Origin of the sequence: Streptomyces sp. NPDC017943 (assembly GCF_044328425.1) — a bacterium.
Lineage (GTDB): Bacteria > Actinomycetota > Actinomycetes > Streptomycetales > Streptomycetaceae > Streptomyces > Streptomyces djakartensis_A.
In genome coordinates this window covers 433,135-447,223 of record NZ_JBIRHH010000005.1, presented here as the reverse complement: position 1 = coordinate 447,223, position 14,089 = coordinate 433,135, and the positions used below count along the sequence as shown (strand labels likewise).

At 73.3% G+C, this 14,089-nt stretch carries 15 protein-coding genes; 4 read left to right on the top strand and 11 right to left on the bottom strand.

Annotated features, from left to right (window positions below; genetic code table 11):
* Nucleotides 1-112: 112 nt before the first annotated feature.
* From ACH4C6_RS18960 to zapE, 11 genes are all read right to left on the bottom strand, one after another.
* Nucleotides 113-565 carry a hypothetical protein gene (locus ACH4C6_RS18960; RefSeq protein WP_398109715.1) on the bottom strand — a complete coding sequence of 151 codons (453 nt, stop codon included), beginning with the start codon at nt 563-565 and terminating at the stop codon, nt 113-115.
* A 111-nt stretch (nt 566-676) separates the two neighbouring features.
* Nucleotides 677-1,396, bottom strand: a complete 720-nt coding sequence (locus tag ACH4C6_RS18955) for an aminoacyl-tRNA hydrolase (RefSeq protein WP_398109714.1) — start codon at nt 1,394-1,396, stop codon at nt 677-679.
* A gap of 40 nt (nt 1,397-1,436) precedes the next feature.
* Nucleotides 1,437-1,655 carry a hypothetical protein gene (locus ACH4C6_RS18950; RefSeq protein ID WP_398109713.1) on the bottom strand — a complete coding sequence of 73 codons (219 nt, stop codon included), beginning with the start codon at nt 1,653-1,655 and terminating at the stop codon, nt 1,437-1,439.
* Between the two features lie 18 nt (nt 1,656-1,673).
* Complete coding sequence (locus ACH4C6_RS18945) at nt 1,674-2,528, bottom strand: polysaccharide deacetylase family protein (protein WP_398109712.1); 855 nt, start codon at nt 2,526-2,528, stop codon at nt 1,674-1,676.
* Nucleotides 2,529-2,590: 62 nt separating this feature from the next.
* Nucleotides 2,591-4,114, bottom strand: coding sequence for an FAD-dependent oxidoreductase (locus ACH4C6_RS18940; protein WP_398109711.1), 1,524 nt, complete (start codon nt 4,112-4,114; stop codon nt 2,591-2,593).
* 102 nt (nt 4,115-4,216) lie between these two features.
* Nucleotides 4,217-5,599 carry a PhoX family protein gene (locus tag ACH4C6_RS18935; RefSeq protein ID WP_398109710.1) on the bottom strand — a complete coding sequence of 461 codons (1,383 nt, stop codon included), beginning with the start codon at nt 5,597-5,599 and terminating at the stop codon, nt 4,217-4,219.
* Nucleotides 5,600-5,689: 90 nt separating this feature from the next.
* A complete protein-coding gene (locus ACH4C6_RS18930; protein WP_398109709.1) occupies nt 5,690-6,544 on the bottom strand; it encodes a slipin family protein in 855 nt (284 codons plus the stop codon).
* A 159-nt stretch (nt 6,545-6,703) separates the two neighbouring features.
* A complete protein-coding gene (locus tag ACH4C6_RS18925; RefSeq protein WP_398109708.1) occupies nt 6,704-8,197 on the bottom strand; it encodes a SulP family inorganic anion transporter in 1,494 nt (497 codons plus the stop codon).
* 26 nt (nt 8,198-8,223) lie between these two features.
* On the bottom strand, nt 8,224-8,805 hold the full coding sequence (locus ACH4C6_RS18920; RefSeq protein ID WP_398109707.1) for a carbonic anhydrase: 582 nt from the start codon (nt 8,803-8,805) through the stop codon (nt 8,224-8,226).
* Nucleotides 8,806-8,883: 78 nt separating this feature from the next.
* Nucleotides 8,884-9,306, bottom strand: a complete 423-nt coding sequence (locus ACH4C6_RS18915; RefSeq protein ID WP_398109706.1) for a hypothetical protein — start codon at nt 9,304-9,306, stop codon at nt 8,884-8,886.
* Between the two features lie 197 nt (nt 9,307-9,503).
* Complete coding sequence (zapE, locus tag ACH4C6_RS18910) at nt 9,504-10,601, bottom strand: cell division protein ZapE (RefSeq protein WP_398109705.1); 1,098 nt, start codon at nt 10,599-10,601, stop codon at nt 9,504-9,506.
* A 37-nt stretch (nt 10,602-10,638) separates the two neighbouring features.
* On the opposite strand from zapE, the gene ACH4C6_RS18905 reads away from it, so the two are divergent.
* The 4 genes from ACH4C6_RS18905 (at nt 10,639) to msrB (ending at nt 14,079) form a co-directional block, all read left to right on the top strand.
* Complete coding sequence (locus ACH4C6_RS18905) at nt 10,639-11,451, top strand: pyrimidine reductase family protein (RefSeq protein ID WP_398109704.1); 813 nt, start codon at nt 10,639-10,641, stop codon at nt 11,449-11,451.
* 244 nt (nt 11,452-11,695) lie between these two features.
* A complete protein-coding gene (locus ACH4C6_RS18900) occupies nt 11,696-12,169 on the top strand; it encodes an indole-3-glycerol phosphate synthase (RefSeq protein ID WP_398109703.1) in 474 nt (157 codons plus the stop codon).
* Between the two features lie 96 nt (nt 12,170-12,265).
* Nucleotides 12,266-13,651: a UDP-N-acetylmuramate--L-alanine ligase gene (gene murC, locus ACH4C6_RS18895; protein WP_398109702.1), complete on the top strand. Its 1,386-nt coding sequence runs from the start codon at nt 12,266-12,268 to the stop codon at nt 13,649-13,651.
* Nucleotides 13,652-13,671: 20 nt separating this feature from the next.
* Complete coding sequence (gene msrB / locus ACH4C6_RS18890) at nt 13,672-14,079, top strand: peptide-methionine (R)-S-oxide reductase MsrB (RefSeq protein WP_398109701.1); 408 nt, start codon at nt 13,672-13,674, stop codon at nt 14,077-14,079.
* Nucleotides 14,080-14,089: the final 10 nt, after the last annotated feature.

Sequence of the window (14,089 nt, the reverse complement as noted above, 5' to 3'; positions counted from 1 at the left end):
GCCCGCGCCCGAACCCTCCCCGGTGCGGCTTCAGAGCAACATTTGAGGTTCGGCGCACGCGGTGGCCGCCGGACGCGCCCGGCGGCCACCGTCCCCCTGACCCGGCGGGGGGCTACACCCGGTGCGAGGAGTGGTAGTTGAACACCGACCACAGGACGAACAGGCCGGTCACGATCATGATGATCGACCAGAACGGCTGGTACGGCAGCCACAGGAAGTTCGCGATCAGCGCCAGGCCGACCACGACCGCGCTCACGGCCCGCGCCCAGGTCGCGCCGGTGAACAGGCCGAACCCGGCGATCATCACGAGCAGGCCGACGATCAGGTGGATCCAGCCCCACGCGGTGAGGTCGAACTCGAAGACGTAGTCGCCGAAGCTCGTGTACACCTCGTCGTTGGCGATCGCCGCGATGCCCTGGAAGATCGCGAAGAACCCGTAGACGATCATCAGGGTGGCGCCGAGGGCGAGACCGCCGGCCGCCCACGGGTCGCCGGAGCCGCCGGAGCCGCCCGGCTTCCGGTCGTCGGCGGGAGGGGCGGGGGGAGGGGGCGCGGCGCTGGTCATGGCAGCCTCCTGGGTCGGGGTTGTCCGTAACCCCACTGGAGCACCCGGCCGCGTCCGGCGCTCCCGCGACTGCTCCGAACGGGTGGTGACCGCCGGCCGCGCCGCGTGCCGCTACCGGCGCAGCGCCGGGTGGTCGGCGACGACCGTGCACGAGCCGGGAGCGATCTCCGTGAACCCGGCGTCCCGGACCAGGGGCAGCCCCGCGGTGGTCAGGGCGGACCAGCGGGCGGGGTCGGCCGTGCGCACGGCCAGCGGGAAGCCGGCGTCCCGCCACGCGGCCCGCTCGGGGCCGGACAGCTCCCACCAGGCCAGCTGCGCGCCGTGGCCGGCCTGCGCCATCGCCTTGCCGGCCGACATGCCGAGCTCCGGGTTCAGCCACAGCACGACGGCGTCCGGGTCGGCACCGGCCGGCTCCTGCGGATCGTCCAGGTCGGTGCCGGAGACCTGGAGCCGCGCGAGGTCCTTCGGCCAGCCGTCCAGGGGGACCGGCGGGAAGACCCGCACCTCGGCGGACGTGCCGGTCACCGTGATCCCGGGCAGGGCCGCGGCCCGGCGCCACTCGGCGCCCCGCGCCCGGCGCACGACCTTGCGGATCCGGGCGTCCTGCCAGTCGCGCACGGCCCGGGCCCAGGCGCCGTCGCCCTCCGACCGCTCGTCGGCCAGGATCGTCAGCACGGCCCGGGCGGCCGTCTCCAGCGCGTCGGTGCGCGCCGGCGGGTCCGCCCGCTCGATCCGCACGACCAGCGGCAGCACGAACTGCGGCGCCGCGTCGCGCGCGGAGGGGTCGGACCGGAAGGGACTGTCGCTCACGGGCGTCGGATCTGCGCTCACGCCCCCAGTCTGCCAGCCGGAAGATCGTACGAACGCGCGCTCAGCCCGAGCAGGACGTGCGTTCGGCCTCGCGCCACTCGCAGGTGGGGCAGTACGTGATGCCCTTGTACGACTCCGGGTACTCCGTCGGCTCCCGGCACAGCACACTCCCCCGCTCTCGGCTGCGCTCGCGCGGGGGGACCCCCATCGCGTACGGCGGCCCGTCCGCCCGGGGCGGCCTGGTCGCGTCGATCAGGCAGTAGTCGTTCTCCTCGCTCATGCCTCCAGCGTAGGACGGTCAGCGGCGGGCACCCGCGGTCCGGATCAGATCGGACACCTTCACGAACCGGTAGCCGCGGCGGCGCAGCTCGGGCACGATCGTGCGCACCGCCCGCTCGGTGGCCGGGGCGGCGCTGCGGGTGCAGTGCAGCACCACCACGGACCCCGGCCGCACCCCGTCCAGGACCTGCCGGACCACCACCTCCGGGTCGGTCTCGAACGCGTCGCCGCCGACGACGTCCCACTGCACGGCGGTCACCCCGGCCGGGGCCAGCGCCTTCAGGGCCCGCCGGTCGTAGCAGCCGCCGGGGAAGCGGAAGTACGGCATCGCATCGGGCACGCCCGCCGTGCGGAACGCGGCGTACGCGCGCTCCACGTCCGGCCGCATGCGCGAGGCCGCCACCTCGGGCAGTCCGTAGCAGTCGCCGGTGAAGGCGTGGTGGCTGTAGGAGTGGTTGGCGACCTCGAACAGCGGGTCCCGGCCGATGGAGCGGGCCTGGCCGGTGTACTCCTCGGCCCACCGCCCCGTCATGAAGACGGTGGCCGGGACCCTCAGCGCCCGCAGGGTCGCGATGAGCCGGGGATGGTCGAAGCGCTCGCCCGCCGCCGCCCGCTGCCCCTGGCCGGCGGTCATGTCGGCGTCGAAGGTGAGCGCCACCGTCGCGCCGCCGGTGCGGGGCCCGTGCTCGAAGACGGGGGTCAGGCCCGCGGGGCCGGGCGCGAGGGTCGGCGGCTTCGCCGCCGGGGCCGGGACCTGCACGGCGGTGGAGGCGGGACGCGGTGGCCGCTCGGCTCCGCAGGCGGCGAGGGTCGCGGTCAGGGCGCAGAGGGCGGCGGCCCGGCGCAGAGCCGGGCGGCACAGGGGGACGCTCACCGTATGAAGATGTGACCGGGAGCGCCCCGCCATGCGTGCCTGCCGCCGGTGTCACCCGGCCGTCAGATGTCGCGCTTGTCCAGCGGCTTGGTCGCCGGGCCCTGGATCACCTTGCCGTCGGTGTCGAAGCGCGAGCCGTGGCAGGGGCACTCCCAGGCCCGTTCGGCGGCGTTGAAGTCCACCAGGCAGCCCAGGTGGGTGCAGCGCGCGGACACCGCGTGCAGGGCTCCGTCGTCGTCCCGGTAGACCGCGACCCGGTGACCGCCCGCGCGGACCACGGCCCCCTCGCCGGGCGGCAGGGACTCCACCGGCGGCGACGGCCGCAGCCGGTCGCCCACGAAGTGCCCGGCCACCTTGGCCTGGGTCTTCAGGAAGGACGGCGCCTCCCGCACGGCCGGCTTCACCCGGCGCGGGTCGTACAGCCCGCTCCATTCGCACTCCTCGCCGGTGATCTGCGCGGCGAGCAGGCGTCCCGCCATGATGCCGCCGGTCATGCCCCAGCCGCCGAAGCCGGTGGCCACGTAGGAGTGCCGGGCGCCCGGGTGCAGCGGGCCGACCATCGGCACGGTGTCGGTCGGGGTGTTGTCCTGCGTCGCCCAGCGGTGCGTGACCCGCAGGCCGGGGAAGTGGCCGGTGGCCCAGGAGGTGAGGCGCTCGAAACGGTCCCGGGTGTCTCCCGTGCCCGGCGTGAAGTGCTCCCCGGTGACGATGAGCAGCCGCCGGTCCCCGTCCCCGTCGTACGGCGCCGTGCGGACCGAGCGGGTGTTCTCGTCGGGGGTGATGTACATGCCGTCGGGGTCCTGCCCGGCGGGGAGGGGCCCGGCGACGACCAGCTCCCGCTTCGGGGTGAGCCGGGTGAACAGCAGCGCCCGGTCGAAGATCGGGTAGTGCGTCGCGACGACGACGTCCCGGGCGCGCACGGCCGCCCCCGTCGAGGTCGACAGCCGGCACGGTTCGCCCTCCTCCATGCCGAGGACGGTGGTGTCCTCGAAGATCCGCCCGCCGTGCCCGGCGAGATCGGCGGCGAGGGCCAGGAGGTACTTGCGCGGATGGAACTGCGCCTGCCCGGTGACCCGGACCGCGCCGGCCACCTCGAAGGGCAGCCCGGTCTCCGTGACGAACGAGGCCGGCAGCCCCGCCTCGGCCGCGGCGCGCGCCTCGGCCCGCAGCTCCTCCACCCGGCGCGGGTCACTGGCGTAGGTGTAGGCGCTGCGGGTCTCCCAGTCGCAGTCGACACCCAACTCGGCGGCCACGCGGGCCGCGTGCTCGATCGCCTCGGACTGGGAGCGGGCGTACAGGCGCGCCCCCTCGGGGCCGCGGGTGCGGCGCAGCCTGTCGTAGACCAGCGAGTGCTGGGCGGTGACCTTGGCGGTGGTGTGCCCGGTGACCCCGGCGGCGACCCGGCCGGCCTCCAGGACCGCGACGCTGCGCCCGGCCCGCGCCAGTTCCCACGCGGTGCACAGCCCCGCGATCCCGGCGCCGATCACCGCCACGTCGACGTCGAGGTCCTCCGCCAGCGCCGGGTGGTGACCCTCCGGTGCTGTCTCGAGCCAGTACGAGCCCCTGACCTGCTGCTTCTCGCTCATGGACCATCGAGTACCCCGGTCGGCCCGCGTCAGTGCCGCCCGGACGGGACGAGGGGCACCGGGCCGGGCACCCGGCGCCCCTCGTACCGAAGCGGTCCCCGGTCAGCGGCGCCAGGGCCCCGTCACCGCGAACGTCGTTCCCGGCGTGTAGCAGTTGACGTACATCGTCTCGCCGTCGGGGGAGAAGGTCACACCGGCGAACTCCCCCCACTCCGGCTCCCCGGGCGTGCCGATGTTCTGCCGGTTGCGGGCCATCGGGTAGACCTGGCCGCGCCGGGTCACGCCGAAGACGTGCTGGGCGCCGTCACCGTCCTCGCAGACCATCAGGCCGCCGCTGGGCGCGAGACAGATGTTGTCCGGTGACTCGCCCGGCATCTGCACGTCGGTGTCCGGGCCGAAGACGATCACCAGGGTCAGCCGGCGGCGCTCCGGGTCGTAGCGCCAGACCTGCCCGTAGTGGTCGGCCGCCGAACCGTCCGACCGGTGCGCGAAGGACGACACGAAGTACACCGACCGGCCGCCCCAGTAGCAGCCCTCCAGCTTCTGCGCGTGCGTGATGCCCCCGCGGCCGAAGTCCTGGAACCGGATGGGCGTCTGCGCGGCCAGCGGGTCGGGTACGTCCACCCACTCGATGCCGTCGAACTCGGCGCCGATCTCCTGGACGGTCGACAGGTCGGGCACGCCCGGCACCCGCATCGCCTGGAGCCGGCCGCCCGCGCGCAGCGAACCGCGGCCGCCCAGCGGCTTTCTCGGCAGGAAGCGGTAGAAGAGGCCGAAGGGCTTCTCGAAGGCGTCCTCCGTCTCGTAGACCACGCCCCGGCGCGGGTCGACGGCGATCGCCTCGTGCTGGAAGCGGCCCATCGCCGTCAGCGGCACGGCCCCGGTGCGGTGCGGATCGACCGGGTCGACCTCGAAGATGAAGCCGTGGTCCTTGGTGTAGCCGTTGGTGCCGGCCTTGTCCTCGGTCTCCTCGCAGGTCAGCCAGGTGTCCCAGGGGGTGGGGCCGCCCGCGCAGTTCACGGCCGTGCCGGCGATCGCGACGCGCTCCGACAGGACGTGGTTGCGGGAGTCCAGCGTCAGCGCGGTGCATCCGCCCTTGCCCGCCGGGTCGTAGGTGAGGCCCTCGACCGTCGGGACGGGGATCTTGCCGTTGGCGCGGTTCTCGTGGTTGCGGACGAGGTGGACCCGGCCGCCCCGGCCGGCGAAGGCCGACATGCCGTCGTGGTTGGAGGGCACCTCGCCCTCGCCGGAGCGGAGCCGGTCCCCCTCGCGGGAGAGGATCCGGTAGCGGAAACCTTCCGGCAGATCGAGGACGTCCTTCGGGTCGGGGACGAGCGGGCCGTAGCCGGTGCGGCCGAGGGTCTGGGCGGCGGCGGTACCGGCGAAGAGTTCGGAGAGGGCGCCGGAGAACGCGATCCCGACACCCAGGGCCCCCGTCCCGGCGAGCACCTGACGTCGTGTGGCGGAACGACCGGTTTCGGTCATGGGAAAACCTTCCTGCTGGCGGACAGGAACTGTGATCCCGCTGTGTCTACCACCTGGTGCGGGCGGCGGGAACCACGCGGGCCGGGCGGGTCACCCCTCGACGGAGCGCCGCAGCTCCTCCAGGGCCTGACCGGCCTGCTCGGCGCGGTCGAGGGTGTCCTCCACGGCCGCCTGCGAACCACCCTCATGGCCGCCCCTCTCGAGGAACCTCAGCAGCTCCACCGGGATGGGCAGCACCAGCGTGGAGTTCTTCTCCGCCGCGACGGCCATCACCGTCTGCAGCAGCCGCAGTTGCAGGGCCGAGGGCGTGTCTGCCATCTGCTGGGCGGCCTGGGACAGCTTCTTGGACGCCTGGTACTCGGCGTCGGCGTTGATCAGCCGGGCCCGCCGCTCGCGGTCGGCCTCGGCCTGGCGGGCCATCGAGCGTTTCATGGTGTCCGGCAGGGAGACGTCCTTGATCTCCACGCGGTCGATGGTCACGCCCCACTCCACGGCGGGGCTGTCGATCATCAGCTCCAGACCCTGGTTGAGCTTCTCCCGGTTGGACAGCAGATCGTCCAGCTCGCTCTTGCCGATGATCGAGCGCAGCGAGGTCTGGGCCATCTGCGAGACGGCGAAGCGGTAGTCCTCGACGTTGACGACCGCGGCCGCGGGGTCCACCACCTTGAAGTACACGACGGCGTCGACCCGCACGGTCACGTTGTCGCGGGTGATGCCCTCCTGCGCGGGGACCGGCATGGTCACGATCTGCAGGTTGACCTTGCGCATCCGGTCGACCGCCGGCACGACCAGGGTGAAGCCGGGCCGCCGCACGTCGCCGTGCAGCCGGCCGAGGCGGAAGACCACACCGCGCTCGTACTGCTTGACCACGCGCGCCGCCGACGCCACGTACACCAGGGCGCCGGCCCCCACCGCCGCCGCGGTGGCGATCAGCTCTTCGACCATGCCGACCTCCCGTTCGAGGTCCAGGTTTTTGTACCTTTCTGCAACGATATGCCCGCAACCGGGCACGAGGCCATGCCCCGGCGGCCGGGGCCGGACGCGGGACGGCCCGGGGTGCGCGCGGAGGCCGCCGCGCGCACCCCGGGCCGGGGAGGGGGCCGGCTAGGCCGGGGTGACCTCCTGCGCCGGGGACACGGCCGGTTCGCCCTGCGTGACCTTCACCGGCTCGGTGCCCGCGGTGCTGTGCCGGGCGGCCCAGCTCTCCAGGGCCGTGCGGCAGGCGTGGTCCAGGTGGTGCAGGCCCGAGAGGTCCAGCTCGACGGGGCGGTCCTGCGGGAGGGACTCCAGGCTGTCCAGGATCTTCGGCAGCCGCAGGAATGTCGCGTTGCCCGACAGGTACACCTGGATCGGCCCGGCGCCCTTGTCGATGATGTCGAGCTTGACGTGCGAGGCGTCCCAGGCGGTCTTGACGACCGACAGGGCCAGACCGATGAGCACCCCCTCGAACATGTTCACCGCGACGATCGACACGGCCGTGATCACCAGGATCAGCGCCTCACCCTTGTGAGCCCCCCACAGCGCCCTGATCTGGCGGAACGGGATCAGCTTCCAGCCGGCGTGCACGAGGATGCCGGCCAGCGCGGGGATCGGGATCAGTGCCAGGGCCCACGGCATGGCGGCGGCGAACAGCAGCAGCCACACGCCGTGCAGCACCCGGGACGCCTTGGTCCGGGCGCCCGCGCTCACGTTGGCGGAGCTGCGCACGATGACCGCGGTCATCGGCAGTGCGCCGAGCAGACCGCACAGGGTGTTGCCCGCGCCCTGGGCGACCATCTCCTTGTTGTACTCGGTGCGCGGACCGTTGTGCAGCCGGTCCACGGCCGCCGCGCTGAACAGGCTCTCCGCCGAGGCGATCAGCGCGAACGCGATGATCGTGCCCCAGATCGCCGGGCTCGCCAGTTCGCCGAAGGCCTCCGCCCCGGGCGGCTGGACCACCCCGAGCAGACCCTCCACCCGGACGGTGGCGACGGGCAGCCCGAAGGCGAGCGTGACGACCGTGGCCAGGACGACCGCGGCGAGGGCGCCGGGTACCGTCCGGACGGCCTTGGGCACCTTCTTCCACAGCACGATGACGGCGATGGTGCCCGCACCGATCGCGAGGGAGGCCAGGGCCTCGGTGCTGCCGAACACGTCGATGAACGCCCCGGGCAGACCTGCGATCTTGCCGAGTCCGGACTCCGGGGCCTTCAGGCCCGCCGCCGCGTAGATCTGGCCGGCGATGATCACCAGTCCGATGCCGCAGAGCATGCCCTCGACGACCGAGACGGAGATCGCCCGGAACCAGCGGCCTATGCCGAGGAATCCCATGGCGAGCTGGAGCAGCCCGGCGAGCAGCACGATCACCCCGAGCGTGGCCACGCCGAACTCGGTGACGGCCTGGAAGACCAGCACGGTGAGACCGGCGGCGGGCCCGGACACCTGGAGGCTGCTGCCGGGCAGCAGCCCGGTGACGATCCCGCCCACGATGCCGGTGACGAGACCGAGCTCGGCGGGGACGCCGGAGGCGACCGCCACCCCGACACAGAGCGGCACCGCGACCAGGAAGACGACGATGGAGGCGAGGAAGTCCTGCCTCAGATGAGGGAACTTCGACATGACGGACATCATGGTCACCGGCCTCCTCAGAGCGTCTCGAACGTGTCGTAATCCGCGCGGTGCTCCCGCACCACGCCGGTGTGGACCTCGTAGTACCAGCCGTGCAGCCGGAGCCGGCCCTCGGCCAGCCCCCGTTCGACGCACGGGTAGGAGCGCAGCCGCAGCACCTGGGTGAGGACGTGGTTCTGCACGGCCTCGGCGACCGTCGGGTCGGCCGGGTCGGCGCAGTCGGGCCGGCCGGTGGAGTGCGCGAGCCAGGCGCGCACCGCCGGGACCGCGTCGAGGTCGTCGCCGCGCACCACGGCGCCCACGGCGCCGCAGTGCGAGTGGCCGCAGACGACGATGTCCGAGACGCCGAGCACGTCGACGGCGTACTCGATGGTGGCGGCCTCCGCGGTGGGGTGGCCGAGGGTGTGTGGGGGGACGACGTTGCCCGCGGTGCGCAGCTCGAAGAGCTCGCCGGGACGGGCGCCCGTGATCAGGGCCGGCACGACCCTGGAGTCGGAGCAGGTGATGAACAGGACGTCGGGGGACTGGCCCTCGGCGAGGCGGGCGAACTCCTCAGGGCGCTGTCCGAACGTACGGGCGTTGTCGATGAGGGGCTGCATGGCGTGATGAATCCTCCTGGCGCGCAGTGGGGGCGCGTCGGACGGGCATGACGAAGGGTGGGGGGAGCGCTGTGCGGCTCAGCAGCGGAAGACCTGCAGCGCTGCCGGGGTGCGCGGCACGAGGGGTCTGGAGGCGTGCGCGGTGCCGCTGAGGGCCGGTTCGGCCGGCGCCGGTGTGACGTGCGGCGGCAGCGGCCGGCCGGACGCCGCGGGTGCGCGGTCGGCGGGGTGGGACCGGGCACGGGTGCGCAGGGGACCGGTCGGGTCCCCGGGGTGTGCTGCGCGGCACGAGGTCGTCTCGTCCCGCAGGGCCTGTCCGGCGGGGGTGCTTCCGGGGCCCGGGAAGGTGTGCGGAGGGGTGGCTCCGGGGGCGGCCTTGGCCTGGGCTTCGCCGAGAGTGTGCGCGGATGCGAACGAAGCCGTGGGTGCGAACAGCACGAGGGCCAGCGCGGCGGCGGCGAGGACCGACACCATGGTCCAAAACGTCGTAGCTCGGAACATGCGCCCCCCTTCACCGCGTCACACGCCCGGCACGCACCAGCAGTTGGTCAACGGCTGGTCAAGAAACAACATTAACCCTGCAAAGTTGTTTGCAGGGTTAACTTAAAGTTTCCGGCTGAAGAGAGCCTGAAAATCGTGGGTGGGTGGCCTGAAGCGGCGCCCACCTCACGGTTTTCGCTGCACGGTTGGGGCGACGGTCACCCGGAGTCGGCCAAGGTGCCCGCGTCACGGGCGAGGGCGGTGAGCCGGGATATGGCCCTGAAGTACTTCTTGCGGTAGCCGCCCTTCAGCATCTCCTCGCTGAAGAGCCGGTCGAACGGCAGCCCCGACGCCAGCACGGGCACCTCGCGGTCGTAGAGGCGGTCCGCGAGGACGACGAGCCGGAGCGCCGTCGACTGGTCCGGCACGGGCTGCACCCCGGTGAGGCAGACCGCCCTCACCCCGTCGGTCAGGGCGCCGTAACGGCTGGGGTGGACACGGGCCAGGTGCTCCAGGAGGGCGGGGAACGCGTCGAGGGAGGCGCCCTCGGTGGCGTGCGCCGTGGCGGTCACCTGCTCGTCGGAGAACGGCGGCGGTGCCTCGGGCAGCCCGCGGTGGCGGTAGTCCTCGCCGTCGATGCGCAGGGCGCGGAAGTGCGCCGACAGGCCCTGGATCTCTCGCAGGAAGTCGGCGGCGGCGAACCGGCCCTCGCCGAGCTTGCCGGGCAGCGTGTTGGACGTGGCCGCGAGCGCGACTCCCGCCTCGACGAGCTTGCCGAGCAGGGTGGACACCAGCACCGTGTCGCCCGGGTCGTCGAGCTCGAACTCGTCGATGCACAGCAGGCGGTGGCCGGACAGGGTCCGCACCGTCTGCTGGAAGCCGAGCGCGCCGACCAGGTTGGTCAGCTCCACGAACGTGCCGAACGCCTTCAGCGAGGGTTCCGCGGGGGTGGCGTGCCACAGGGAGGCGAGCAGGTGGGTCTTGCCCACGCCGTAGCCGCCGTCGAGGTAGACGCCGCGCGGGCCCGAGGGGGCCTGCCTGGCCGCCCTGCCGAAACCGAACAGGCGCCGCCTGCCCGGGGCGGAGCCGCCGCCGAGCCCGGCCGCGAAACGCTCCAGGACCTCGACGGCCTCGGTCTGGCTGGGCTGGTTCGGGTCCGGGATGTAGGTGCTGAAGCGCACGGAGTCGAACCGGGGCGGCGGCACCATCTCGGCGACCAGGCGGTCCGCGGGTACGTGCGGCTCACGGGCGCACAGCGACAGCGGGGCCGGGTCGGTCACGGGGCCGGTTCCGGATGCGGCGGGGGAAGAGGACACGGTTCACCATGCTACGGCGCGTGGAACACTGCACGGCATGCGACGTCTGTTCCCTGTGACCGATGAAACAGCAGCTCCGGCGCCCGGCGGCGCGTCCGGCGGGGGAAGCGGACGGGAGTGGAGCCTGGCCGAACTGGCCGCCGCCTACGCCTACCCCGAGCCGGGCCCCGAGGGGCCGGCGCCGTACCTGCGGGCCAACATGGTGTCCACGCTGGACGGGGCCGCCCAGCACGACGGGCGCTCCCAGCCCATCTCCGGCGCGACCGACATGCGGATCTTCGGCACGCTGCGGGCGCTGGCCGACGTCGTGGTCGTCGGGGCGGAGACGGTGCGCCAGGAGGGGTACCGGCCCGCACGCGCGCGTGCCGACTTCGCCGCCGCCCGGGAGGCGGCCGGCCAGGGCCCGGCACCGGCCATCGCGGTCGTCACCGCCGGGCTCGACCTCGACTTCTCCCTGCCGCTGTTCACCTCCCCGCTGGTGCCCACACTCGTCCTCACCGGTGCCGCGGCCCCGCAGGACCGCGTGGCCGCCGCGGAGAAGGCGGGTGCCCGGGTGGTCACCGCCGGGGAGGGCATCGGTGTCGACCCCGCCCGGGCCGTGCGGGCGCTGGCCGCTCTCGGCCACACCCGGCTGCTCACCGAGGGCGGTCCGCGACTGCTGGGCCAGCTGGTGGCGGCGGGGGTGCTCGACGAACTGTGCCTGACCCTCTCGCCGATGCTCACCGCGGGCGACGCGCAGCGCATCGCCGGCGGGCCGGCCGTCACGGTCCCGCACCGCTTCGCGCTGCTGTCGATGCTGGAGGAGGACGGTTTCCTCTTCACGCGGTACGGCAGGCTCCCGGCGCACTGAACCGCCGAAGCCGGGGTAGAAGGTGCCGGCGGCCGGGAGTCGGCCGCCGGTCCGGCCGCGGGCGGCGCAGAGGGCCGCCGCCGGACCGGGTGTGAGCGGAATGTTCCGTTCTGTTCGGTTTCCGCAGGGCACACTGAATCCGGCAGTACCCGTGCGATCACGGGGCAGGATGGTTTCCGCAGGGCCCGCCGCGGCCCACGCAGGAGGTGGGGCCCCGAGGCCCCCGGAGCAGAAGGGGCGCCTGGTGTTCACAAGCGTTTTGATGATCGAGAAGGCCCTGACGTCCGCCGACGTGGAGTTCGTCACGACCTTGCACGGCGAGGAGGAGGTGTCCTTCCAGGTGCTCCTCCAGCCGCGCGGCGAGCAGGCGGACCGGCTGCTGCGGGCCATCGACGACGTGGCGCTCGGCGAACTGGACGAGGCCGTGCGCGAGGGCGAGACCCCGGAGGGCGAGGAGGCGCTGAGCGTGGGGCAGCGGGCGCTGGAGGTGTCCCTCGCCGCGCTGCGCGCCTCCGGGAGCCGGGCCCAGGGCCGGCTGATCGAGGACCATCCGTTGGACGCCCTGAAGTCCCTGGTCGCCGAGGTCGGGGCGGACGAGGTGATCGTGCTCACCGATCCGCACTACGTGGAGGAGTTCTTCCACCGGGACTGGGCCTCGCGCGCCCGGCACAAGGTCGGCGTGCCCGTGCTCAAGCTGTTCTCGCACAGCAAGGCGTAGCCCCGAAGGCACCGGGTCCGGGGTTGGCGCGGCCCCGGGCGCCGCTGAAATAGGGTGGGGGCCGCCCACACCGTCGCGCCGCACTTGGAGAACCGCATGGCACCCGGCCTTCCCACCGCCATGGACCGACCGCACTTCATCGGCATCGGTGGTGCGGGCATGTCGGGGATCGCGAAGATCCTCGCCCAGCGCGGGGCCGTCGTCGCGGGCAGCGACGCCAAGGAGTCGGCCACGGCCGAGGCGCTGCGGGCGCTGGGCGTGACCGTGCACATCGGGCACGCCGCCGCGCACCTGGCCGACGACGCCAGCTGCGTGGTCGTGTCCTCGGCGATCCGGCCGGACAACCCCGAGCTGGCCCGCGCCGCCGAGCTGGGCATTCCCGTCGTGCACCGCTCCGACGCGCTCGCCGCGCTGATGGACGGGCTGCGGCCGATCGCCGTCGCGGGCACGCACGGCAAGACCACCACCACCTCGATGCTGGCCGTGTCGCTGAGCGAGCTGGGCCTGAGGCCCTCGTACGCGATCGGCGGCGACCTGGACGCGCCCGGCTCCAACGCCCTGCACGGCGAGGGCGAGATCTTCGTCGCCGAGGCCGACGAGTCGGACCGCAGCTTCCACAAGTACGCGCCCGAGGTGGCGATCGTCCTCAACGTCGAGCTCGACCACCACGCCAACTACGCGTCGATGGACGAGATCTACGCCTCCTTCGAGACGTTCGTGGACCGGATCACCGAGGGCGGCACCCTGGTGATCGCCGCCGACCACGAGGGCGCCCGCGAGCTGACCCGGCGGGTCGCCGGCCGCGGTGTGCGGGTGGTGACCTACGGCGAGTCCGAGGACGCCGCGGTGCGGATCCTGTCCGTCGTGCCGCAGGGCCTGAAGAGCGAGGTCACCGTCGACCTGGACGGCGAGCGGCTGACCTTCACCGTCTCCGTCCCCGGGCGGCACTACGCGCACAACGCGGTCGCGGCCCTGGCCGCGGGCGTGGCGCTGGGCATCCCGGCCGCCGGGCTGGCCGGGGCGATCGGTGCGTACACGGGGGTCAAGCGCCGCTTGCAGCTCAAGGGCGAGGCCGGGGGCGTGCAGGTGATCGACTCCTACGCGCACCACCCCACCGAGATGACGGCCGACCTGGAGGCGATGCGCGCCGCGGCGGGCGACGCCCGGATCCTGGTCGTCTTCCAGCCCCACCTGTTCTCCCGCACCCAGGAGCTCGGCAAGGAGATGGGGCAGTCGCTGGCCCTCGCGGACGCCTCCGTGGTGCTGGACATCTACCCGGCCCGCGAGGACCCGATCCCCGGGGTGACCAGCGAGCTGATCATCGAGGCGGCCCGGGCGGCGGGCGCCGACGTGACGCCGCTGCACGACAAGGCCGACGTCCCGTCGGTCGTCGCGGGAATGGCGAAGCCCGGTGATCTCGTTCTCACCATGGGAGCGGGCGACGTCACCGACCTCGGCCCGCTGATCCTGGACCGTCTGTAGAACCGAGGGGCTGGAGGCTCATGCCGTACGACGTTCAGAAGCCGGACGAGCAGTGGCGCGCGGAACTGTCCCCGGGCGAGTACGCGGTACTGCGGCAGGCGGCCACCGAGCCCGCCTTCACCGGTGAGTACACCGACACCAAGACCCGGGGCGTCTACTCCTGCCGCGCCTGCGGTGCGGAGCTGTTCACCTCGGACACCAAGTTCGAGTCGCACTGCGGCTGGCCGTCCTTCTTCGACCCGAAGGACACCGACGCCGTGGAGCTGATCGCGGACCGCTCGCACGGCATGGTGCGCACCGAGGTGCGGTGCGCGCGCTGTGGCTCGCACCTCGGGCACGTCTTCGAGGGCGAGGGGTACCCCACGCCCACCGACCAGCGGTACTGCATCAACAGCATCGCGCTGCGGCTGGAGCCTCAGGAGGGCTGAGCCCGGGCGC